Annotated in this window: 24 protein-coding genes and 1 pseudogene; 16 read left to right on the forward strand and 9 right to left on the reverse strand. The window is 40.8% G+C overall.

The genetic code is table 11. The annotated features are described in order from the left end of the window. Positions 1 to 17: 17 nt before the first annotated feature. The 4 genes from CDC33_RS32780 to CDC33_RS32790 form a co-directional block, all read right to left on the reverse strand. Positions 18 to 1,577 carry a hypothetical protein gene (locus tag CDC33_RS32780; protein ID WP_109012854.1) on the reverse strand — a complete coding sequence of 520 codons (1,560 nt, stop codon included), beginning with the start codon at positions 1,575 to 1,577 and terminating at the stop codon, positions 18 to 20. A gap of 1,161 nt (positions 1,578 to 2,738) precedes the next feature. Next, positions 2,739 to 2,903 carry a hypothetical protein gene (locus CDC33_RS39405; RefSeq protein WP_181374285.1) on the reverse strand — a complete coding sequence of 55 codons (165 nt, stop codon included), beginning with the start codon at positions 2,901 to 2,903 and terminating at the stop codon, positions 2,739 to 2,741. A 45-nt stretch (positions 2,904 to 2,948) separates the two neighbouring features. Next, entirely contained in the window at positions 2,949 to 3,248 is a 300-nt protein-coding gene (locus CDC33_RS32785) for a type II toxin-antitoxin system RelE/ParE family toxin (RefSeq protein ID WP_109012855.1), read from the reverse strand. Continuing rightward, positions 3,230 to 3,418, reverse strand: a complete 189-nt coding sequence (locus tag CDC33_RS32790; protein ID WP_109013337.1) for a hypothetical protein — start codon at positions 3,416 to 3,418, stop codon at positions 3,230 to 3,232. The genes CDC33_RS32785 and CDC33_RS32790 overlap by 19 nt, the downstream gene beginning before the upstream one ends. Positions 3,419 to 3,875: 457 nt before the next feature. Between CDC33_RS32790 and CDC33_RS32795 the strand changes: the two genes are divergently transcribed. From CDC33_RS32795 to CDC33_RS32865, 14 genes and pseudogenes are all read left to right on the forward strand, one after another. After that, entirely contained in the window at positions 3,876 to 4,214 is a 339-nt protein-coding gene (locus tag CDC33_RS32795) for a helix-turn-helix domain-containing protein (RefSeq protein WP_146195898.1), read from the forward strand. Positions 4,215 to 4,318: 104 nt separating this feature from the next. Then, positions 4,319 to 5,089: a hypothetical protein gene (locus CDC33_RS32800; protein WP_109012857.1), complete on the forward strand. Its 771-nt coding sequence runs from the start codon at positions 4,319 to 4,321 to the stop codon at positions 5,087 to 5,089. 183 nt (positions 5,090 to 5,272) lie between these two features. Further along, positions 5,273 to 5,599, forward strand: a complete 327-nt coding sequence (locus tag CDC33_RS32805) for a hypothetical protein (RefSeq protein ID WP_109012858.1) — start codon at positions 5,273 to 5,275, stop codon at positions 5,597 to 5,599. Further along, entirely contained in the window at positions 5,592 to 5,789 is a 198-nt protein-coding gene (locus CDC33_RS32810; RefSeq protein ID WP_109012859.1) for a hypothetical protein, read from the forward strand. The genes CDC33_RS32805 and CDC33_RS32810 overlap by 8 nt, the downstream gene beginning before the upstream one ends. A gap of 24 nt (positions 5,790 to 5,813) precedes the next feature. Then, positions 5,814 to 6,203, forward strand: a complete 390-nt coding sequence (locus tag CDC33_RS40795; protein WP_244919463.1) for a hypothetical protein — start codon at positions 5,814 to 5,816, stop codon at positions 6,201 to 6,203. A gap of 125 nt (positions 6,204 to 6,328) precedes the next feature. Then, complete coding sequence (locus CDC33_RS32820) at positions 6,329 to 7,159, forward strand: hypothetical protein (RefSeq protein ID WP_109013338.1); 831 nt, start codon at positions 6,329 to 6,331, stop codon at positions 7,157 to 7,159. A gap of 66 nt (positions 7,160 to 7,225) precedes the next feature. Further along, the gene (locus tag CDC33_RS32825; protein WP_109012860.1) at positions 7,226 to 7,435 is read left to right on the forward strand and encodes a hypothetical protein; all 210 of its coding nucleotides are present in this window, start codon (positions 7,226 to 7,228) and stop codon (positions 7,433 to 7,435) included. 16 nt (positions 7,436 to 7,451) lie between these two features. Further along, positions 7,452 to 7,850 carry a MerR family transcriptional regulator gene (locus CDC33_RS32830; protein WP_109012861.1) on the forward strand — a complete coding sequence of 133 codons (399 nt, stop codon included), beginning with the start codon at positions 7,452 to 7,454 and terminating at the stop codon, positions 7,848 to 7,850. Continuing rightward, positions 7,847 to 8,995: pseudogene (locus CDC33_RS32840) on the forward strand (DNA cytosine methyltransferase). Before CDC33_RS32830 ends, CDC33_RS32840 begins: the two are co-directional and overlap by 4 nt. Continuing rightward, a complete protein-coding gene (locus CDC33_RS32845; RefSeq protein WP_109012864.1) occupies positions 8,992 to 9,450 on the forward strand; it encodes a DUF1392 domain-containing protein in 459 nt (152 codons plus the stop codon). Before CDC33_RS32840 ends, CDC33_RS32845 begins: the two are co-directional and overlap by 4 nt. Positions 9,451 to 9,509: 59 nt before the next feature. Continuing rightward, on the forward strand, positions 9,510 to 10,310 hold the full coding sequence (locus tag CDC33_RS32850; RefSeq protein ID WP_109012865.1) for a KilA-N domain-containing protein: 801 nt from the start codon (positions 9,510 to 9,512) through the stop codon (positions 10,308 to 10,310). A gap of 25 nt (positions 10,311 to 10,335) precedes the next feature. Further along, positions 10,336 to 10,614 carry a hypothetical protein gene (locus CDC33_RS32855; protein ID WP_109012866.1) on the forward strand — a complete coding sequence of 93 codons (279 nt, stop codon included), beginning with the start codon at positions 10,336 to 10,338 and terminating at the stop codon, positions 10,612 to 10,614. 69 nt (positions 10,615 to 10,683) lie between these two features. Then, a complete protein-coding gene (locus tag CDC33_RS32860) occupies positions 10,684 to 11,283 on the forward strand; it encodes an alpha-ketoglutarate-dependent dioxygenase AlkB family protein (protein WP_109012867.1) in 600 nt (199 codons plus the stop codon). Positions 11,284 to 11,398: 115 nt separating this feature from the next. Further along, positions 11,399 to 14,620: a plasmid replication protein, CyRepA1 family gene (locus CDC33_RS32865; protein ID WP_109012868.1), complete on the forward strand. Its 3,222-nt coding sequence runs from the start codon at positions 11,399 to 11,401 to the stop codon at positions 14,618 to 14,620. Between the two features lie 122 nt (positions 14,621 to 14,742). Here CDC33_RS32865 and CDC33_RS32870 read toward each other — a convergent pair whose 3' ends face one another. Next, positions 14,743 to 15,126 carry a type II toxin-antitoxin system VapC family toxin gene (locus tag CDC33_RS32870; RefSeq protein ID WP_109012869.1) on the reverse strand — a complete coding sequence of 128 codons (384 nt, stop codon included), beginning with the start codon at positions 15,124 to 15,126 and terminating at the stop codon, positions 14,743 to 14,745. Continuing rightward, a complete protein-coding gene (locus CDC33_RS32875) occupies positions 15,123 to 15,320 on the reverse strand; it encodes a hypothetical protein (protein ID WP_109012870.1) in 198 nt (65 codons plus the stop codon). The genes CDC33_RS32870 and CDC33_RS32875 overlap by 4 nt, the downstream gene beginning before the upstream one ends. 648 nt (positions 15,321 to 15,968) lie before the next feature. Between CDC33_RS32875 and CDC33_RS32885 the strand changes: the two genes are divergently transcribed. Beyond that, a complete protein-coding gene (locus CDC33_RS32885) occupies positions 15,969 to 17,069 on the forward strand; it encodes an LLM class flavin-dependent oxidoreductase (RefSeq protein WP_109012871.1) in 1,101 nt (366 codons plus the stop codon). On the opposite strand, the gene CDC33_RS32890 is transcribed toward CDC33_RS32885, so the two are convergent. After that, positions 17,050 to 18,411: an amidase gene (locus CDC33_RS32890; RefSeq protein WP_109012872.1), complete on the reverse strand. Its 1,362-nt coding sequence runs from the start codon at positions 18,409 to 18,411 to the stop codon at positions 17,050 to 17,052. The two genes, CDC33_RS32885 and CDC33_RS32890, sit on opposite strands and share 20 nt — an antisense overlap. A gap of 51 nt (positions 18,412 to 18,462) precedes the next feature. Here CDC33_RS32890 and CDC33_RS32895 point away from each other — a divergent pair, with 51 nt between their 5' ends. Then, the gene (locus tag CDC33_RS32895; protein ID WP_109012873.1) at positions 18,463 to 20,211 is read left to right on the forward strand and encodes an asparagine synthetase B family protein; all 1,749 of its coding nucleotides are present in this window, start codon (positions 18,463 to 18,465) and stop codon (positions 20,209 to 20,211) included. Between the two features lie 5 nt (positions 20,212 to 20,216). Here the strand turns inward: CDC33_RS32895 and CDC33_RS32900 are convergent, their stop codons facing one another. Together CDC33_RS32900 and CDC33_RS32905 are read right to left on the reverse strand one after the other, a co-directional pair. Next, positions 20,217 to 21,227 (reverse strand): toprim domain-containing protein, encoded by a 1,011-nt coding sequence (locus tag CDC33_RS32900; protein WP_146195899.1) that lies wholly within the window; start codon positions 21,225 to 21,227, stop codon positions 20,217 to 20,219. Positions 21,228 to 21,798: 571 nt separating this feature from the next. Beyond that, entirely contained in the window at positions 21,799 to 23,061 is a 1,263-nt protein-coding gene (locus CDC33_RS32905) for a toprim domain-containing protein (protein WP_109012875.1), read from the reverse strand. Positions 23,062 to 23,108: the final 47 nt, after the last annotated feature.

The following is a 23,108-nucleotide window of genomic DNA, read 5'->3' on the forward strand; positions in this document are numbered from 1 at the left end:
ATAGGGTTTGAGACGCGCTAACCCTGGTATTCATTAAAACCATTTAGGAAATTATCAAGCACAATCATTAAATCTTCCTCATTTTTCTTTTCTTGAAGTTTATCTACCAAAGATTGTTCTAGTGCTTCCTGAAAGCTTTTCATTTTTTTTTGAATGTTTGCCGAAAATTCATCAATTAGTTGAGTTAATTCATTAGTGACAAAGTTAAACATTAATTGTTGAATTTCTATAAATTGATTATCAAATTCAATATTCATTTCGTCTATCATGTTTTCCAAAGAAATAGAAAAAATATTAGGACTAATCTTTTTGTCACTAATACGACTACGTATCCAATCAAAACCTCTCTGCAAAAGAATTTTCTTGCGTTCAGAAATTGTTATAATTGTTGAAGAATTATTATATACAATATTTTCTTCTATAAATATTGGTAACTTTAGTCCAACATCAAATTTATCGTTCAGGTAATCAAGAACTTCTGTTAATGATTTTCGGGTTTTATCTATTAAAGATTTTTGTATTTCTTCCTGATTTAAATCAATTATTCTATTACCTTCTAATACAAACTCATTAAGATGTTTGTTAAAAATAGTACAGGCATCAGTAGTTACTGAATCTCTGAAATCTTCAGCTTCTTCCTGATTCTCAAAATAAACTACATTCACTCCTTTTAACACCACTTTATATTTTATAATTGTTAAAAGCGACTCAGGTATATAATCATTAAAATAATTGTCTACAAAGTTTAAAAACGCTTGAATTCTAGGTATAGCGCTTCTCCTCAATCTATTTAGAGAAAAGTCTACTACACCTCTTTTAATGAGAAGATCGATTTCTTGAAAGAATGAGCTAAATTTATTATCATTGTCACGAAATTTAATTAAAAGTTCATCCAAAAAAAAATCTCGCAAAGATTTTTCTGATATTTTTTTTGCTTTTTGGAGTTGTATATTTATTTCTTTTTCTATTCTTTCTTTCATAGTTTCCAGTTCATTATATATATTATCAAGATTAAAATTATTGTTAAGTTCATTCAAGTAATTTTTTAATAACTTAATTGCAAATTCGATTTCCTCTTTATGCTTACGGTTTCCATTTCTTCGTAAGTTTAATGGCTTTTGGTAGTGTATGAGTATTTTTAGAGTATTAGTAAGAGTATCTTCTATACAAATTGGTGCTGCTTTTAACATTAAATCATCAATAGCATTTTCCAAAAAAAGACCAAAACCAGAATTTTCCCATACCTCTAAAGCAAATTTATTCAAAGATTCTTTAGTTATTAAGTTGTTTTGCGCCATCTTCCAGCCATCACCACAAGATTCCTTCAGAAATGGAATTAATGATTCAAATTCAGAGATGTCTTTATTAGGGTATTCCTGCATCTCTAACAGTAGTTGAGTTGTTCTCAATGCTTTGATAGCTGATATTTCAAATAGTTGATTTGGATTATTTTCTTCGGACAGTCTATATTTAGAGTAAACAAATTTTTTGATATTTATTTTGTCTCTTTGATTTTCTTCTTCTGTGTTAGTTTTGCGATGATCAATTTTATTAACATTGCAATAAGATTTAGACAAAAACTAGCCAGAAAAAACTCAAATTTATACACACAGAGACTTTAGTATCGTTAAGCCTAGTTTATTGACGTATCTGGGTTTCAAACATTTTTGAGCCTTTGGTGTATTTTATTTGCCCTGTATAGGTTTGAGGCTTATTTCTGCCTTAAAAATGTCTAAGTCCCGTTATTACTGAGCAAGTAAGATTCTGTCATGAACTTACTGCAACTATTTTTATCTCAGTCGTATGCTCGGCAAACTGTAATTCACAACAATTTCTTACCTATCTAACTCTTCAACCGATTGCACTTCACTAGTTAACCATTACTTAATCATCTCCACTACAACTTGACTCATCTTCAGCCCACGCAAAGCACAGGCTGCATGAAAACGTTTCTTCAAGTCGTCTGTAATACTTAATATACATAGCGGTTATTCTAAATTGTGTCTACACAAAGCTACAAATGCACAGAACCTGATTCCAGATTGATATTAGCAATATTCAGTATATTTACGATAGTAGCTAAAATCAGGGCAAACGCATTTAAAGTATAAGAATTCTTTAATAGCAAGGATTTTGGCGTTTTTCCCTTTAGCCAAATTTTTCATCAATATCCTTATGCCGTAAGGTTTTCAGAAATGCTGTGCGTTTGTCCTGGAGCTAAAATTAAGAAATCTAAACTTTTTAACTAAATATTTTTGATCTGATAACTCAGTCAGGTTTAGAAAATTAGCTTAACCTCTCCCTAGCTTAATGTATTCCTGGATGGGCAACAAAAATCATGATTTCAACACCCCCAACACCTGCAATATCCCCCAACTACCGCCTTCCCCCGCTCCATCTGTTGAACTCGCTTCAGCACCCGCTTGGGAATATACTTCGACGACTTCACGCCTACGGTCGCACTCGCTCTAAAACTCGTAATAATAGTAAGCATGCGGGTAATCCTTGCGGTTATTGTTATGATGCGCCAGGAGCAGCAAGTCCACTCATACTTGCCATTCTTAAAACCCCTCGCTATACCTGTATCTCCATAACACCATTAACACATTAGCCAACACTGCAATCTGCCGCGCTAATATTTGCTTCGCTTCTGTAACCGAACCATGCGTTAGTTCGTGGATAGCCTGATGTAACCCAGAGTGGGCATTAGCCGCAAGAGTGATCGTAAATTCTGCTGTCTACAACACCATCAACACATTAGCCAGTACCGCAATCTGTCGAGCTAGTATCTGTTTCGCCTCGTTAACTGACGCATGCCGTAGCTCATGAATAGCTTGATACAACCCAGTGTGGGCATTAGCTGCACCGTTAATCGCTGTTTGTAATACCTGTGGGTCTGTCATCTTCTAGTCGAATGTAGAAACCTTGTTTAGGTGGCTATATTCAATCTAAAGCTCTAGATTATCTTGTGCCGAGTGCCAAAATCTAGCAATGCTGATCCGCTTTTTCTCTTCTTCAACCCTGTAAACAACACGATAGGGTTTAAGAATAAGCTGACGAATATTAGGATCGTCAAATTCAGGTACTTTCTGACCTTTCAATGGAAACTGACTCAACTCCTTAGTCTTTTCTAGGAGTCGTTGACCCAACTTTCTTGCAGCTTCAGGGTTACTTGAAGCAATATACCTGACAATTGCCTCTAAATCACCCACAGCTTTAGGAGAGAGGATTACTTGGTAGTCGTCCATGCTTCAATCATCTGTTCAACAGATTCAATTGACACTCCAAGTCCTTGGTTAATCTCTTCTAAACCCTCTTTTACTGCCGCAATAAACTCAATTTCTCGAAGGATCTCCCGTAGAGACACATTTGGCGGTAATCGCTTCACAAGTTCAAGAACGGTTTCCCTATCGCTCATGGTAGTTTTCGCTTCTATGCAGATGACTACTGTAATCTTAACCCCACTCCACACCCTCATCCACTAATTTTTGTTTGGTCGAGAACTATGGCTGTAAATCGGGCATATCTGCAATTAAAAGGAATCTTTATTAAAGCTGTTACTCATTTACCCTAATCCAATTTTCTCAACAGATGCGATCGCTTCCTTAGTTGCTGCTTGCATGACCTAATGACAGCCAGCGTTAACGTAGTCTTGCACAAGCATTAACCACACGTTGATTACTGTTTCTAAAACTTGTGTCATTTTTTAGAAGCCCTTGAGAGTACAAACTTTCAAAGGGGTTCTAAAAGTCAGCACAAATTTAGAGCGATCGCTTTGACGATTTAGGCTCTACGCTAATACTGCTTAGGTTTTACATACTTCATAGAAGAAGTATACCACTATTTCCACGCCTTGTGTAAATATAGGAGTATCAGTGAGAGAAATCGTAATGCAAGGAATACCTTTAGATTTAGTATCCCGGATTGACTGGGATCAGGAATATGGTGAATTTTTATTTCAGCAAAGGGAGGAGAAGAAACTTTCTAGAGAAGAGGTAGCACAAGCAATTACAGGACTTGGAGAACCTTGCTCTCAGCAGTTAATTCATAAAATAGAAAAATGGAAGGGCAAAGGCGATCGCTCTGTTTCTTTGTCTCTTATTTTGAAATATTGTCAAATTTTAGGGATCGAGCTTAGGGAATTTTATCCTGTTGTAGCACAAACCCTCAGCTACCCTTTATTGCAAAAAATCTCGTCCGTAATCGTTGACTAATTTCCATAAAATATGTAAAATAATAGTAGATAAAACAAAGGACAACCGCCTTAGCCTGGAAAACTTGTGCGATCGCCCTTTGACCCTTTTACAGGATCTATATTATGACGTATCCCATCTACTCACAGCAAGCCCTCTCCCGTTACACCCTCCCGCGCCTCAAAAGAATTGCCGCAGACCTCGGCGCAAACCCAACAGAAGACAAGAGAGCGGCTGAAACTTGGGTAAACGCAATTATCACCCACCAATCCACACAGCTTCAGAAGGTCACTGATGAACAAGCCCAAGCGATCGCCCCCAAACCCCTCACAATAGTCGAAATCTCGTTTGACCATCACGAGTATTACGCTGGTAGTCAACTCATAGCCAGCATCACCCATGATGACAGCCACTTAACGCAACGCTGGGTAGTCATGGTCAACGACAAAGAAGTATTTCGTGCCAACACTCTAATGCGTTGCGATCGCTTCATCTGCACTCACTACAAAGACGGCTCATTACCTGTGCAGGAGAAAGAAACAACACCCCCCACGACCGAAAATCGAATCATGGCGCATATCTTCAACGAGTGCCAGAATTACGGCTTTGAAATTCTCAATGATGGGATTTACACCCGCAATACTCAAGACGGCAAACTACGCAAATTGGGCGAAGTCGGATGCACAGATGGTAACTGGTGGGTAAAGGAAGGTTGTTCAGACCAACAGCAGTATTCTAACTCGGTCTATGATGCAGTGCGATCGCTGTCGATGGTGGATGTGTCTTGTGATAGTAAATCCATTTTTGATGAATATTTTTTAGAGCAACCCTTAGAACAGCTAACTGGCGATAAATTGCAACGGCTGCTGGAGAGAACGGAGTTAGTAATAGCGTAATTAAGAAGTCAGAATCCAGGAGTCAGGAGTCAGTAAAAAACAAAGAGCAGGGTGCAGAAGTTAATAAAATCTGCCTTCCTTTCTCCTCTTTTTCCTACCTCTTCCCGAAATTCTGACTTCTGAATTCTGACTCCTGAATTCTTCTCTCATTTTCCCTTCATTCACCAATCCCCCATTAAATCAATGCAACCCACAATATCAATCCCCCAACACTGGGGCTACCCTCGCTTTGCCTTTGACCAGCGTACAGAACAAGGCACGATTCTCGGACTTTACTACTACCCATCTGGTACAGAATTGACTGAACAATTTGATGAAGGATGGCGTTATGTATTGATGCCTAACAAGAATTCTGACGAGATATCGTACTTGCAAGAGAATCAAATTCAGCCGCTATCTCCACAGGAATTGTTCACGCAGATACGCGCAGAGATTGAGTTTTATCAACAGCAAATAAATAACCTCAATCGACACTTAGATGCAATGGCTGGAGGTACAAACAATGGCTAAGACGATTGACAACTATGTGGAACGTACTTCTGCTAGATTACTGCACTCTTTAAGTCGCTCTGGTGGTTCTATCCCTTTGCACCGCATTCAATTCTCAGAAACCATCATCCAATATTTGCTTGATAAAAAACGGGTACAAGTGCAAAACACTGGATGCGGCTTTTTGTTGGAGATTGCTGAGGATTTTTAACTGACGAAACAATCAGGAGCAGATATGAAACTTTACGCTAAAACCATTCCACAAACCTTACCCAATTGGGCAACTGTTGTTACACAGAGTGCAGATTTAATTGAAATTGAAATCAACGATGACCATCCAAACTTTCAATCTTTGCTTGAAGAATTAGAGACGGAAATTGAACCAGGAACAATAGGTGTCAAGGCAGAAGATTTATGTTCCAGACTTGGTATCGAGATGTCTAATCCATCTCTTCACCGCTTAGTTGAACAATCCCAAACCCTAATATCCCTTATTGCTTGGCACCCAGACTACAAACAACTGCTGGACGAGGGATATAGCCCTGATTTAAACATTGCTGATGCTCAGACTGCGCTCACCTATCTGCAATGGGAATTAGAGCGTAATCGAGAACCTTATGCCTAATACAAAAGCGTTCATCCAAAGGAATGCCATTACTTCAGATGAACGCACGGAAGTTTTTCTCCCGCTACAGAATTCCCATTATTGCACACGAAACACTAATCAATGAAACATTAATCAAGGTGAACATGGTTACTGAAATTAAACTAGGTTTATGCAATCCTCCCGAACCCATCTATTTATATGTCAACCAGGGCGAGGTAGATGGAGAATCATTCGTTTGGTACAAGTTCAATATCAGCCAGGAGAAGAAAATTCCAGTCCCCCAAAGGGCGTTAACTGGGTACTTGTCAGAACTGCGATTGACCACTAAAGAATTCAAAGGCAGGGACAATCTCAAACTGGATATTGTTGTCAGTGCTGATGAACTTTACGTCATAAGAACTGGTGTTGAAACCAATTTTGCCAAAAGCTTTCTTTTAGCGGCTTCATTAGTCCAAGACTTTTCCAAACCACTGATTATCGTTGCGAATGCTGGGGACGAGAATACAGTTTTCTGTAATCTTTATGATGCTGCAACCAAAACCAAAATTTACAGGGAATGGAGTAGAGATTTGGATTGGGCAACAATCATTCGTGACATCCAATCTTTATTGGGTGGTGCTTCATCAACTATTTCAGCCACGCCAAAACTTAGTGTAGTACCTCAATCAGTACACCCACAGGATTTGCGAGTGAAAAATATTCGCACTTTGCTTGATTATCCCCTTGATTTGGTCAGAGAGTGGTTGCAATTCCAAGACACTAATAGTCCCAGCCAATTGCATATTAGCAAGATTGATGAATTGGTGAAGACTATGTGTTTGGCTTGGGCAGCAGGCAAGTGTGACCATCCCAATCATGCTGAATCTTTGTATCAAAATCTTGTTGTTGATGCTGTTGTTAGCGGTACTGATGAATTAACGGCAATCAAAACGTGGATGCAACAGTTGCAAGCAGTAAAGACTGGGGCAAGTTAAACCAAAAGTCAGGATTCAGAATAATTCTGACTTCTGAATCCTCAATTAATCAGATAAGAATTAACCATGAGAATCATCGTTACAGTTGTTGAAAAAATCACCAGCGAAGCGCACATCGATATCCCTGATGGGCTGAATCAATCTGCAATTAAACAGCACATAGTAGACCGCTACAACAGTGGGGAAATGGTCACAAATATGAACATATTTCAAGTTGACTTTGAATCTATCAGCGCTCGGATTGTACCAGAAAAACTTTCTTCTAAATCTGTATAAACATTGGAGGTAACAAATGAATCCTAAATGGACTGATGAAGAACTAGCAATCGTTGAAGAAATGGCTTGTCTCAACACTGTTAAGCAAATAGCTTATCGCCTCAAAAAAAGAGGATACACCCGCTCAACATCAGCTATTCAAAAGAAACTGCGCTTTTTAGGATACTCCGCACGTCCAATCCTTGATAACTACAACTGCTGTGAAATAGCCAGAGTTTTACAACTTAATTCAGCGACTGTTTGGACTTGGGTAAAAAAAGGATGGATTCGTACAACCAAACACTCTGGAAGATATCACCAAATTAAGAGCAAAGACTTAAAACGATTTCTTGAAAACCCACCTCAACGTATTAAGAACCGGATTGCTGCCATTGATAAAGATGCTATCGAATACTTGGTAGGGAGGTTGGAATGACAGAACAATTCACCACCCTTAAAACTCAAAAAGTCCTTGACCTTTGTTCTGGCATTGGTGGTTTTACCCTTGGTCATCTGATTAGCGGCGGTTTTGAGACTGTAGCTTTTTGCGAGATTAATCAGTATTGCCAACAAGTTCTAAATCTGCGCTTCCCACAAATTCCAATTATCCCAGATATTCATGACATCACAGTTGAGTCTCTTTACCAAGTGGGAGTTAGAGAAATTGACGGCATCATCGCCGGATTACCCTGCCCTCCCAATACTGCTCGGATAAGCAGGGGAGGCAGGGGAAGCAGGGGAGGCAGGGGAGGCAAAAACTCAACGCCAGCCTCCATTTCTCCCCCTGCTCCCCCTGCTTGCCTCAACCAAGAAATTCCTTAACCGAGCAGTATTGCCTGCCCTCCTTTCAGCCTTGCGGGGAAACGTGAAGCCTCGAAAGACAAGCGCAACCTGTTCGGGGAATTCTTTAGAATCATTTGCGAGATTCGACCAGACTGGGCGATTGTGGAAAACGTTCCCGGACTGCTTACTGCTGAGGGAAGTGAATTTTTCCGTGCCGTACTTTGGGAGTTTGCCTCGCTGGGGTTCGATGTCGAGTGGGGAATTGTTTCGGCAGCAGAGGTGGGGGCCGTCCATAAACGAGAAAGAGTTTGGATTATTGCCCACTCCCAAAGCTCAAGACGGCGAACATCCTGGAATCAGCGCATACAAGAGAGGACAAACGCTGCATCTGTCGGCGGCGGTGATGATGACTTCCAGAAACACAGATTTACCAACTCAGTTTACCCTGAGCGCAGTCGAAGGGTTGAATACGGAGCGCTCCCTGAACCCGCATCTAATAGAGGCGATGATCGGCGTACCACAGGGCTGGACGGATGTCTCCTTACCCACGCCGGACTTGATTATTGGCTCACCTCTGCGACAATCCCCAGCTTCCATCGGCTTAATCGTACTGAAATTGCAGCGCTTCCGGCAGATAGCCAAAAAGAATATTGCCAACTCTATGCAGAATACCAAAGCCTCAGAAAACAACACACAGAGCAAATCAAAGCTTTAGGAAATGCGATTGTGCCTCAATGCGCTGCACTAATTTTTGACCGACTTAAAAGAATTTTATCTCAACAAAGGAAAAACGCATGATTGACAACGTTAATGCGCTTCAAACAATCTGGTATCTCTCGCCACCTTGGAGACAAACAATTCCACCTGTTGAGGTCAATTTACTAGAGAGAGTATACCTCAGAACTACGAGAACATTCGGTTACTGCTGTGGAATTCAATGGAAACACGAATGCTGGATTTATTCAATTGATTGTCGTAATGAAATTGTTCACGTTACACAGCATCAAATCATTGGGACTGGAGATTTAGTTCCCCTGCCCGTGCCAAAACCGGCTTTTGTTTTGGGGCAAAGAGTGATGCTTTGTTCTCACGACAAGGGAACAAAACAACGGCTGATTTTGGGAATTGCACTGGTGCATAATTCTTGGTTTTACCTTGTTGAATTGATGTCGCCAACGTTAATTAAGACACCAACTATATCGAATCGTTTCTCATTAGTTGGTGAAAAAAGTTTGATGCGGGTAAATGCTTGAGTTTCTTAGATTGCAATTCCTCTTTTTTCACTGTTTGAATAATAACCAGGGAGTTAATTATGTTGATACACAAATGGCGTGACTCAGAAATTAACCAAATGCCCCAATCTGGGGAAATAGGCAAATACAGCATACCCAAAGGCTACGTGAATGCAACTCAAATGTGCCATGCAAATAACAAGTCTTGGGGGCATTACAAAGAAAGGAAGTCCACAAAAGCTTACTGGACGGCACTTTCAAACGACATCGGGATTCCGATATCGTCTCTTGTCATCGAAGTTGATGGTTATGGCAGTTCTCAAGGGACTTGGATTTATCCAGAAATCGCAATTGATTTAGCTCAGTGGGTTTCTGTTGAATTCCGCATCTGGGCTAACAGAACTTTGATGAAAGTGATGCTCTCAACCCAAGTAGAGCAAGTATTACAGCAAGAATCACCACATAGATTAGCCCCATCCCACGAAGCCGCACAGTTAGCAATGATGTTGGGGGAATTTGCCGGATTAGAAAAATCTCTCACCGCCCAGTTAGCAGTCAATGCTGCCACTAAAGTTAACCCCGCACTTAAGCCAGCAGCAGATGAGCTTAAGACTGCGATCGCTTCCACTAATACCGCAGAGGACGCATTTCTCAACCCAACACAAATTGGTGAGGTAGTAGGAATGTCTGCACGGGCTGTTAACCACTGCTTACTAAATTCTGGACTGCAATACAGAACTGACGACAAGAAAATTCCCTATCGTCCTACTGAATCTGGTAAGCAATGGGGTCGCATGGTTCCCGCAGTCGCCAAATCCTCAAATCAAACTGTTTTTCAACTGCGGTGGTTGCCCGAAATAGTAAAAGTCATCTCTCAATAATTCCCTACCTAACTCAACAACAATTATGAACACTCTACGAAAAACCTTGGCAGAAAAATACGGTCTAGTTGCTGATATTATGCACGACGATTATTTTTTTGTTCAGCTACCAGAAAACGAAGATCATTCACTTAAGTTTTTAGAGAGCAATTTACCAGAGTGTATTCGGGTTGAACTTGCAGAATGTTTTGCTGGTAGTGTGATTGCGGCTTGGGAAGTCCCCTTATTTTTACTCCCTCAAGTGTTACAGCAAGCCCATGATTTTGTTATTGAGTATTGGGAGCAAGTGTCTCAAGAAATGTGAAGTATTCTCCAGCAACTAAAACTAACAGCAATTGCTTCAGCACACGTTTTTTAATTGCAGAAAACTACCATGCAACAACTCAATTTATTTGCTGAATTAGCCCCAGTTTTACCAGTCACTTATTATCCCGATTTCTTAAGTTTTGAACAGGCCAATGAACTCTACCAACACTGTCTACAACTGCAATGGCAGCAGAATCAAATCAGGATCGCGGGTAAAACAATGCCCGTCCCCCGCCTGGAATGCCTGTACGGTGACAAAAACTGTGACTATCTTTACTCAAACAGCGTATTTTTGAAACCCCTGATTTGGACAGACAATCTGGCTAACTTGCGCGATCGCATCACTGCACTTACTGGTTATAAATTCCGTATCGTCATCGGCAATCAGTATCGCAGTGGACAAGATTCTATCGGATGGCACGCTGATACTGATTCTTCGATGGGATATCAGCCAGCGATCGCTTCCCTTAGCCTGGGGTCATGTCGCAAGTTTCAAATCAAACCGAGGAATGGCAAACCTACTGATTTCTGGTTGGAACACGGCAGCTTGCTTGTGATGCACCCAGGCTGTCAATCGACACATCTGCATCAGCTTCCCAAGACCAACAAAGTGGTTAGTACCCGTATCAATCTCACATTTCGACCGCACACAGGAGGGGGTAGATAACGCTGTGGCTGGCTGTTGAGGATTTCATAGCCAGCATAAGCTCTCACACAAATTTGAACCGGCGGCATGGGTGCAATGCCGCACCCTGCACCATGCGTCAAAAAACAGAGGGAATATGCGTATAATCGAATTTGATTCTCAAGCTCTACACTTACAAGAATGGCTCAACAGTTGCGTTGACGAAGAAATCATTGCCTTAAATGTACGCTCACTCTCCAGCACAACACCCTACGAATACTTGCTCTACAGCCCCAAAATCTCCCGCCGCAATGATGGGCGCTTACGAGACAGAGACTTGAAGAAATACCAGCACATTGAGCTAGGCGGCTGGTGGTGCAGTGGCGTTGACCCTCTCAACGACTATGTACTGATGATGTGGGGCTGTTTCAAACCAGACCACCCCCGAAGAGATCGCCAGAAAATTCACAAATTCATCAAGTACGAACACCCATTTAGAGAAGAGACACGCGCCTTCTTCCTCCTAGTACCGAATCGCATTTGGGTAAAAGTCTCCAACCGTAGTGGCATCCCCATCACTGAAGAGGACTTACAGCATCCTGGGGGTTTCTGGCACTGGGTTTGGCGGCATAATGTGCCAGTCACAATTGTCGAAGGTGTCAAGAAAGCGGGGGCATTACTGACTGCTGGTTATGCTGCGATCGCAATTCCGGGAGTAAACGCTGGATACCGCACACCCCAAGATGAGTACGGTACTGCCATCGGTAAACCCTCTCTGATTCCTGACTTGAAACATTTTGCAACACAAGGAAGACAGGTTAACATCTGCTTTGACCAGGATAATAAGCCCGAAACTGTACAGCGAGTCAGAACTGTTATCAGTCGCATGGGACGGCTGCTGGTAAATGAGGGCTGTTCGCTACGAGTGATTGATTTACCGCTAGGACAAGAAAAAGGGGTTGATGATTTTATCGTTGCCAAAGGACAGCCAGCATTTGACGCACTCTACAATACGGCTGTTGCATTGGAGTTGTGGGAAATCAAGCTGTTTACCCTGCTGACTTACCCGCCAGCGATCGCACTCAACCAAAGATTCTTGGGCCAGCTTCTCGTCCCCGAAGGTGAAAAGCTGATTATCCTCAAAGCTCCCAAAGGCACTGGTAAAACCGAATGGCTGGCAACTGAGGTAGCGAAAGCACACGACCAAGAGAGACGAGTATTAATAATCACCCATCGCATTCAACTGGGTGAGGCATTGTGTAATCGGTTTGGTGTTAACTATGTTACTGAAGTCCGCACGAATGAAACAGGCACATTGTTAGGATACGGGGTGTGCGTTGATTCGCTGCATCAGGAGAGTCAGGCGCGATTCAACCCCAATGACTGGGCGAATGATGTCATAATTATCGACGAGTGTGACCAAGTGTTCTGGCATTTGCTCAACTCTGGTACGGAGGTTGCTAAACGTCGGGTATCGGTTCTAAAAAACTTGAAACAACTGGTACAAAATGTTCTCGGTAGCGAACACGGCAAGATTTACCTATCTTCTGCCGATGTGTCAGATACTGATGTGAAGTATGTTTTATCACTCGCTGGTGAATATCGGGTTAATCCATTCGTAATCGTCAACAATTATCGGCACGTAGCCGGTAACTGTTACAACTATTCTGGCAGTAACCCGAAAAATCTCATCGCTGCACTAGACAAAGCGATAGCCAAAGGGGGGCATCATTTATTATGCTGTTCTGCTCAAAAGGCTAAGTCCAAATGGGGAACCCAAGCATTGGAGGAACGTTTTCGCCGCAAATTCCCTCATTTACGAATCCTGAGAATTGACAGCGAATCTGTTGCAGATCCCTCTCATGCTGCTATGGGGTGTATTTCTCACCTGAACGAAATTCTGACCGAGTATGATTTAGTTATCGCCTCACCCAGTCTTGAAACTGGGGTATCCATCGACATTGAAGGACACTTTGATGCTGTTTGGGGGATTTTTCAGGGAGTGCAGCCGGTTAATTCCGTGCGTCAGATGTTGGCAAGGGTTAGGGAAACTGTTGACCGTCATATCTGGGTCAGAGAGTGGGGGATGGGTGTTGTGGGCAATGGTTCCACTACCATTGGAGGATTGCTGAGAAGTCAACACGTCGCAACACAGGCTAACATTGCGCTGTTGTCGGCGGCGGATAATGCGGATTTGAGCTATATTGATCAGAATTTTCAGCCCGAATCCCTACAGACTTGGGGTAAGCGTGGTTCTGTAATCAACGTAGAAATGCGGCGTTATCGAGAGTCTGTGCTTGCGGGTTTGGTCGAGGATGGTTACACCGTTATCGATGCCTCGGATGCTGATGATGACGAGAGTGGGGCAGTAATCGAGTCGGTTAAAGCCGCGTCTGAGGAATTGTATACTGCTGAGTGTAAAGCGATCGCGGATTCTCCAACCATCTCTGATGCCGAACTTAAGAAGCTCCTTGACACAAGGGCGAAAACGAAAACTGAACGACATCAGCAGCGCAAGGCTGAATTGTCTCGTCGCTACGAAATTGACGTAACCCCTGATTTGGTCGAGAAAGATGACGACGGCTGGTATCCTCAACTGCGGATGCACTATTATTTGACGCTGGGTCGGGAATTTCTGACCAACCGTGATGCGAAACGAGCTAAGGCACAAGCCGAAGCCGGGAATAATGCTATCTGGAAGCCGGATTTTAACAAGGGGCAGCTATTGACTGCTGTCCTATTATTGGAGAGACTGAACTTGTTGCAGTTTCTTACACCTGGGGAACACTTACGCTCTTCTGACGAGGCGATGCAGGAGTTGAAGAAGGCGGCGATGAAGAATCGGTATCTCATCAAAACTTGTTTAAACGTCACCATTTCGGAAAAATTTACTCCCATAACGATCGCTCAGAAATTACTTGCCAAGATTGATTTGAAGTTGAATTACGTTGGTCGGTTGGGTAAGCGTGAAAATCGGGAGTGCGTTTATCGGTTTGTTGCACCTGATGATCAGCGTGATTCGATTTTTGGACAGTGGTTAAATCGAGATGAATTATTTCAAAATGAGTTGGTGTCAGTCAGCAATAATATAAGTACAATTACACCAGTCATTGACACCCAATCCCAGGATATTCCTCAAACACTCACGCCAGTGGAAAGTCCTGTTACCCAAGGATGGAAGGGGCTGAAGCTGAAAATACGCCAAGGACTCGACAGCGCTGGTCGGTTCTACAGTGAGTTAGTCTACAAGGTTGGCTTTTCTCTTGGTGTTGCTGATGGTGAGCCTTACTGGAATGGCTATCTGGGGCAGTGGCAGGTTTGGGTTAACTTTGCCACTGGGTGTACGTCTGTGGTGTGCGATTGGTTGGAGGCAGTGTAGTACCGCAAGGGGCAAGTCACGCATTCACTAGCGGCCATCGCTACTTTTTTTTCTCGGTCGATTAAGTTAAACGACACGGAATAGCCGGTCGCAGATATCGCTATGACCAAATTTTCCCTACCTTAGTTAACAAAAGGATTTTCAATTTTTAGTCCAGCAATTCCTTGAAAGTCATTAGAATTTCTTGTTACTAAAACTGCGTCTTTATGTAGTGCAGTAGCAGCAATAATTGCATCAGGAAGCTTAATCTTATACTGTCGTCTCAATTGGATTGTCTGCTCTTCAATCTCTCTTAACAAGGGAACTGAGTAAAACTGGGATAGTAAATCTTTGATCGCTTGCTCTTCTTGTTTCTCTAAACCTACAAAACTTAGTAATTCCATGCGGATAATCGGTGAGATCAGAACCTCGTGCAAATTCAGAAATTTTTCTGTAAACAATGAATTAACTGTTGGTTCATCAGCAAGATAGTAAATAAAAATATTTGTATCATAAACGTATCTCATCCATCCCACTCCTGACGTAGAGCATCTAAATGAGCCAGCATAGCTTCTTTTTTCTGCTTCAAAATCCCTTTGGCAAGAGCCACTTTTTTATAGTCTTTTTCCCAATCTAACAGCAGTGATTCTGGTATATCTACTGTAATTGAATCTTCATCTTGATATACAAGGTAATGTTTTGGTATTTTGATTATTGGCACAGTTTTATTCTCCTGAAAAGAAGATTTGTTGGTTTGATTATAACGGATTTGTTTTAACTGCTGTCCGCGGATTTAAGTTGCATAGGTTCAATAAAAAAGTAAGTTTTGTGTTGGGGTTAAATCCCCATTACAAAACTTAACCCTTCGGCAACTCTTAGAGACGCTCTGCGCGTTCGCTCAGGGTAAATTACGTAGCTTGCTTCTCGCCGGAGGCGAGTATTACGAATTTTTTAATTCTTATTAAACTTAGATGCTAGCTGTCAGATTGGAGTAGAATATGATGCTCAGTTAGCGATTGAGCGCTTTGAGTCTGGTGTAGAATCGGTTAAAGAATTACTCAGTACACTAACGAGTGATGAGTCTTGTGGGGTGATGCTGAAGTTTGATGAGGTCAGCCCGGACAAGTTTGCCCAACTGGTGGTAGCAGCGCCCGATTGGGTAGAATGCAATACTGCTCGGTTAAGGAAAGAAAGTAGGCTGAAACCCTTGAAATATCGTTGTCTATAATGACCAAAAGAGGCTTAACCGAGCAGTATTGGGGTAGAATGGATGAGTTGATTTCCCCAGGCTATAGACATTTGTGACGGATAGGTTCGCTAGCATTACAGAATTGAAGAGGTTTTAATATAGCATAGAAAGCGTGTATAAATGTTTGCAAAACAAAGACTAGAATTTAACTGGTGCGCTCCAGTATCTGGTGATGGATTCTATTTAGGTTTGCCCATTTGGGAACGTCCTCCCAACCTTGAGTATACTGTTGAGATTTTTAAAACAGCAGAACGATTTGGGTTTCGACAGCTTCTCATTGGTATGGGTTTCACACATCACGTTATGGAGGCTTGGACTTTAGCAACAGCAGTTTTAGCGCTTACTGTTAATGCTGGAGCAATGGTAGCTGTCCGTCCAGGTTTCTATTCAGCCCCAGTATTAGCAAAGATGGCTGTTACCTTAGATAACATCTGTAAGGGTCGCCTTTCGCTTAATATTGTCACGGGTGGACGACCGATGGAACAAGCAATGTATGGTGATTATTTAGACCACGATAGTCGCTATCGTCGCACCCGTGAATTTATGCAAATTTGTCGTCAGTTATGGTCAACTACGGCTCCCTTTGATTATGAAGGAGAATTTTATAAACTCCGTCAAACTCGTTTAGAAACTTTGCCTGTGCAACCATCTGGGCCGCTGTTCTATTTCGGTGGTGCGAGTGAAATGGCTCAACGAGTGAGTGCAGAGTTTGCAGATGTTTATCTGATGTGGGGGGAAACACTAAATCAAATTACTGAGCGGATGAATCGGATGCAGCAATTACAGGCTGACATCGGACGGAAAAAAAAGATGCGTTATGGATTAAGAATTAATATTATCGCTCGACCAACCCAAGCTCAAGCAAGGGAAACAGCAAAAGAAATGCTGGCAAAAGTTTCTCCAGAAGTATTAGCTAAAGCACGAGCCACAGAATTTCCTAATACTAGGCGAGAAAGTGTCGGTCAAAGTCGGCAGTGTGAATTACGTGGAAACGCTGATAAAGATTGGTATGTTGAGCCACTGCTTTGGGCTGGGATTTCGGTAGTGCGGAGTGGTGCGGGAATGACGATTGTTGGTAGTTACCAACAGGTGGCGGAGTATCTTTTACAGTATATAAACTTGGGAATTACAGTTTTTATTTTGTCTGGCTATCCCCATTTAGAAGAGTGCGAAAATGTCGGGCGAAATGTTTTACCGTTAGTTAGAGAGGGCTACCTTTAGAGAAAGCAGTAGCAATTTCAAAAGCTAATGCGACTCTCAAAATCAAAGCTTCGTCATAAGAATTACTAACAATTTGTAATCCTATAGGCAAACCCTGACTACTCCAGCCACAAGGCAGCGATATTGCAGGTAAACCCATAAAACTAAAAGGTAGCATAAATCGCTGATTTAATTGATAGATTTTACGGTCACTATTAATCGGAGGTGCAACCATTGGTGTTGTTGGTGTTAACACAACATCTACTTGCTCAAACAGTTTTTGCCCTAGAGGAAGCCATCTTTCACATTTTTGCTTTGCGTTTTTATAATGATGGCGAGAAATTTTTACTCCTTTTGATAAATCACTTTGCACTTTGTCTCCAAATACATTGGGGTTAACAGCATATTCTACTTGCAAAGCTTGGCTAAATTCATAAAGAGCAATGGTGGAGTAAGTCACCTGATCAAATTCTTCTAAAAATCTTGAATCTAAGGTGACAATTTCCGCTCCCAGTTCTCTCAAAATAGATATGGTGTTGTAAATAGCCTTGGCAATTTCTCCCTCAATGCCACAAAATGTATAGTTACTAATTACGCCCAACTTTAAACCGTTGATATTAGTTGGTAGAGGATAAAGTTGTTTTAAATTTGTGGAAATAGGGAAGAGTACAGCATCAAGCACAATGGCAACATCTTCTACACAATTTGCCATCAAACCGACTGTATCAAAACTGGGAACGCGAGGAAAAACACCCTGATTGCTAAGTAGTCCAAAAGTTGGGCGTAGTCCCACCACTCCCGACCAACTAGCCGGAACTCGAATTGAACCTCCTGTATCTGTGCCAATTCCAGCTAGACAAAGATCAGATGCAATAGCTGTTGCACTTCCACTAGAAGAACCTCCTGATGAGTGCTTATGGTTCCAAACGTTGCAGGTGTTACCGTAAAAAAGATTGTTACCTGAAAGTTCAGCAGCAAATTCGTTTAAATTTGTCTTACCTAAAATTACCACACCTGCTGCTTTTAACTTTTGGACGATCGCACTATCAGATAATGGTATGCGATCGCAAAAAAGTTGTGACCCAACGGTGGTTTTTATTCCTGCTGTATCAATATTGTCTTTAATAACAACTGGAATTCCGTGTAATAACCCTCGTTCTTGACCGTTACTTCGCTCAAAATCTAGTTGAGCAGCAGCTTCTAGAGCTTCTTGTTCTAAAATAGTAATAAAAGCATTGAGTAGAGGATTTAAGTTGTGAATCCGTGCAAGGTAATATTTGACTAACGCTGTTGAAGTTAACAAGCCACTTTGCATTTGCTGACTTGCTTGTACGATAGTTTTCGGGATAAAATCTGCTTGCATCGATGATTCATACTGTAGTCAAAATTAATTATTATGCGTTAAAAATTCCCCATGCTATTTGATGCCTTTAAAAGCCGTAAATCTTCTCAAAACTTATTGATCAATCCTAACCCGACTTGGCGCGTAGCTTGGGGAGAAGTTAATGCAAGTTATGAAGACATAGCTTGGCGAGATGAAAAATTTTTGGTGATTTTACCACGCACCGTTTCTGGATTTCTGGCAGAGAAATTAGCAATCAGTTCTGAAAAACAATTTGTTGTTGTTGGTGATATTTGGTTAACTAACCAAGTGCAGTTGCTAGAACAGTTGGGAATTGAACCAGATAGCTTTGGAGGAAATTATCTGCAACTAGTTGCTAATCTTTGGGAACAATGGGGTAATGAAAGTCTTAAGCAACTTGTGGGAATGTTTGCACTAGTGGTTTGGGATCGGGAAAAACAGGTGTTGCAGTTGATTCGCGATCGCATCGGTAGCCGCACTCTCTACTACACTAATACTGGTGCGGTTCGTTGGATTGCGCCTCAATTAAGAACTTTATCACCTTATCGTTCTTCTGATTTGGATTTGGTGGCATTGCGAGATTACCTTTGTTGTGCTTTTGTTCCAGGAGAAAGAACGCTTTGGGAACAGGTGCGGGAACTGCGACCTGGAAGCGTTTTACAATTTCCTGACGAGAAGGTTCAAACTTATTGGCAGTTGCAAGAACAGATTACAGCCATAGATCAACCTTTAGTATGGCATGGCGATCGCTTGCGAGAACTGCTAAACCAAGTTATTCAAGAATATTTACCACCACAAAACGAACCGGTTGGGGTTTTTCTTTCAGGTGGTTTAGACTCTAGCAGCATCACTGCTTTGGCGGCAAAATTCCATAGTTCTCCAGTCCATACTTTCTCAATTCATTTTGGCGCTGAATGTCCCAATGAATTAGAATTTTCCAGTCTCGTTGCAACTCATTGCCAAACACAGCATCACATTTTAGAAATTACTTTTGCGGATATGTGGGAACGTTTACCCCAAACAATGGCGTATTTAGATGACCCCATTGGCGACCCATTAACTATTCCTAATCTTTTGCTGGGACAACTAGCACGAGAAAGTGTACAAGTAGTTTTAAATGGTGAAGGTGGCGACCCCTGTTTTGGTGGGCCAAAAAATCAGCCAATGTTGATTAATAGTTTATATGGCTCTGTCACCAATCAAGATTCATTACAAGCTTATTTAATTTCTTTTCAAAAGTGCGCTGCTGACTTACCCCAACTTTTAAAACCAGAAGTTTTGACAGCAATACAAACAGCACCTTGGATTTTTGAAGAAGATTTATATTCTCAAGCCAGCTATCTGAATCGGTTAATGGCAATGAATATTAAATTTAAAGGTGCTGACCAAATTCTTACCAAAGTAAGTAATTTGACTCAAGCCGCAGATTTGCAAGGTCGTTCTCCTTTATTTGATCAGCGAGTCGTACATTTAAGCATGACAATTCCTCCAGAGTATAAGCTTTCGGGAGTGTCAGAAAAAGCAGTTTTAAAACAAGCGATTGCAGATATTTTACCAGAGAGCATTATTCATCGTCCTAAAAGTGGGATGATGGTACCAGTACAGTTAGGATTTCGCAAATATTGGCAAAAAGAAGCCAGAGATTTATTGCTTAATCGTAATGCAGCGATCGCTCCTTATTTTAACCAATTACCAATTCGCAATTGGTTAAACTATCAAGGCGATACTTGGAGTCGTTATGGTGTAAAGCTGTGGTTACTTGTTAGTTTAGAAATTTGGTTGCAAGTAAATCGAAAATGAGCGTTCTAACCAAAACTTTCAGCTGCATACAAATAAATATTTGTACTTTCATCTGCAATCATCAAACTCTGTTCATCAAGAGCTAAATGTTGATTTGTAGCCATACTGTGATTTAGTATTTGAATCAATTTTTGTGGCTGGAAAGATTCTAGTTCAACACGATTACCTTCCATTAACCATTTGAGTTCTTCAGTGTTGAGACTCTGCTGAATTTCTGTAGGTAAACTTTTAGCTTGTAACGCTAATTCTTTTAATCTTGTAATCCATATTTTGTGACCCTTAAATACTTGACGTGGCAATATACCAACATCAAAAATTGTCACATCGCTATCTCTAAACCATCGCGCATCAGTACGCAATTGATAAACTAGGCTGACTCCTTGAGGACTACAATCATGCAGTGCATAGACTTGCAAATCAGGATTGCGCCGCAGCATTTGCATAGTAATTTCAAAGATATTCTGGGGATAGCCACTAATACTGAGAATGGCGCAATTCCTTTCAAAATGAAAATTATTAGCGATGAGAAATTGTGCAATACTATCCTTGTCACACACTACCAACCTATCGAAGCTGTAAGCAGTAATATCAGAATTTGGAGTTATAACTCTTGTAGTTTGTCGAGAAGTATCAGCGCGAAGTAGTTTTTCAATCACTCCATTAGTTTTCTCCCACTTGTCTATGGAATTGTTAACAGTTGCTTTCTCATACCATCCAGGGTTATCTATTTGCTGAGTAACTGTTGTGATAACACGATTGCCTGCGATTATATCACCTAAATACATAGAAATAATCGAGAGATATCTCCCTAATAATATTGCGGCTATCGCTAACCAAAAAAATGATGAATTATTGTCAGCATAATAAAGTAACTGGCTGAAGACAACTCCTATAATGATCACAAGTACATCTTTAATTAGCTGGGTTGTTGGATTACTCTGAATTCGCTCGCTCCTAACTTTATCATACTCTGATGAATAATCTGAAGATTTAATATTTAAAGTGCAAGTTAACAAAGAAGTAACCAAAAAGAAGAAAAATCTTAGATCAAATACAACAAAATTAGTGATAATCAATCTTGTAACAACATTCAAGATAGCATACACAAAAAACAAAAGTAAACTAATAGATAGGCAGGAAGTCAAGTTAATCTTCTTAATCCTCCACTTTCGGGACTCTGTAATCCTCGGTTTGATATCTGATATGAGTTGTCTGGTAACAAAATATTCAAGTTGAGCGACAGTGAAATATAGAGTATTATTAGCAGAAATATGAGCGATCGCATTAGCAAAAAGTTGGTCTGTTAACTTCCTATAAGTATACCTACCGGTACCGGGTTCACATACAAAATGATGACCACATTTTTTACAATTACCATAATTTTTATTCCAGTCTCTTCGATTATTATTACTTCCGCATTTAATACATTTCATAGCAGCAATTTCCTCCTAATTGTTAGCTGTTAATCCTCGAAAAAAAACGAAAAAAAATTTCCTTCTCTGTGTTTTATGCACCACGCTAGTCGCTACAACAAAGAGACAGCGCCGTGGTGAAGCAGCAAGGAGAAGGGTAGGGGCTGGTGAAAAATTAACCAAAGCTTTCGACAGCATATATAGAACTTCCGGTATAACTTCCAGAATCACCAACTAAAATCAAGCTGCTGTCATCGTTATCTAAAGTCCGACTATTGATTATGCCGCGATTGAGAATTTGAATCAATTTTTGAGGACTAAATGATTCTAATTCCACAAAATTACCAGATTCCAGCCATGCTAATTCTTCAGCCGATAAACTCTGACGAATTTCTGGTGACAATCGAAAAGCCGCCTCAGTTGATTCTGGAGAAGCTTGAATGAACATACTCCGACTTGCAGCCAGAATTTGGCGTGGTAATAATCCCACATCAATAATAGTGATATCGCTATCTTTAAACCACTTCGGGCTAGTGCGGAGTTGATTAAGTAAATTCATTCCTTTGGCGCTACAATCATGCAATGCATATACTTTTAAATCAGGATTGCGACGCAGCATTTGCATGGTAGTATCAAAAATATTTTGGGGATAACCAGTGATACTAAGAATGGCACAGTTATTTTCAAAATGAAAGTTATTAGCGATTAACATTTGGGCAACTGCTGCATTATCACAAACCACTAACCTATCAAAACTATAAGCAGTGACATCAGGATTGATAGTAATAGGTATGCTTTCTTCTTGAGGGGGAGGTAAAATTTTATTAATTCGATTGTTAACCTGTATCCAAGATGTTAGCCAACCCTGAAATTGGCTATCACTAATTGTAAGTTTTTGGGCGTTATTAGTAGGTTGCGCCAATTCTCGAGTACCTAAATAAATAGCTAACATTCCTATAGCTACACTAAATGCAAATGAGCTAAATGAATTGATAGCTAAACTAAAAATAATCCCTGCTATCAAAGTAATTATTCCCAATATTCTTAAAGTTTTAGCTGATTTTTCACGCTGGGAATAAGAGCGCTTCATCGAGCGCATTTGATTGTAAAAAATGGCGATAATAATTGCTGCTATAGCCAAATATCCAAATACAAAAAAGCTATATACACTGACAAGTATCACTAAAAATCCCAATGAAGTTTGGTTTTTGGTTCGCAATCTTTTATCAATCAGATAAAAAAACTGCTTAGGTGTAAAAAATAGCGTATGATTAGCAGAAATATCTGCGATCGCTTTAGCAAAAAAAGGATCAGTAAATCTAATTACTGTCATACTAGTTGGTTCAAAAACAAACGGATGATGACAGTTTTTACAACGACCTTGATTATCTGTTCTATCTTTTAGCTTATTATCAGTGCCACATTGAATACATTTCATGGTAGTTATTTTGAGAATTTAATTGTTGATTAATATAATGATGCATT

The sequence above is a fragment of the Nostoc commune NIES-4072 genome (assembly GCF_003113895.1).
GTDB classification, from domain to species: domain Bacteria; phylum Cyanobacteriota; class Cyanobacteriia; order Cyanobacteriales; family Nostocaceae; genus Nostoc; species Nostoc commune.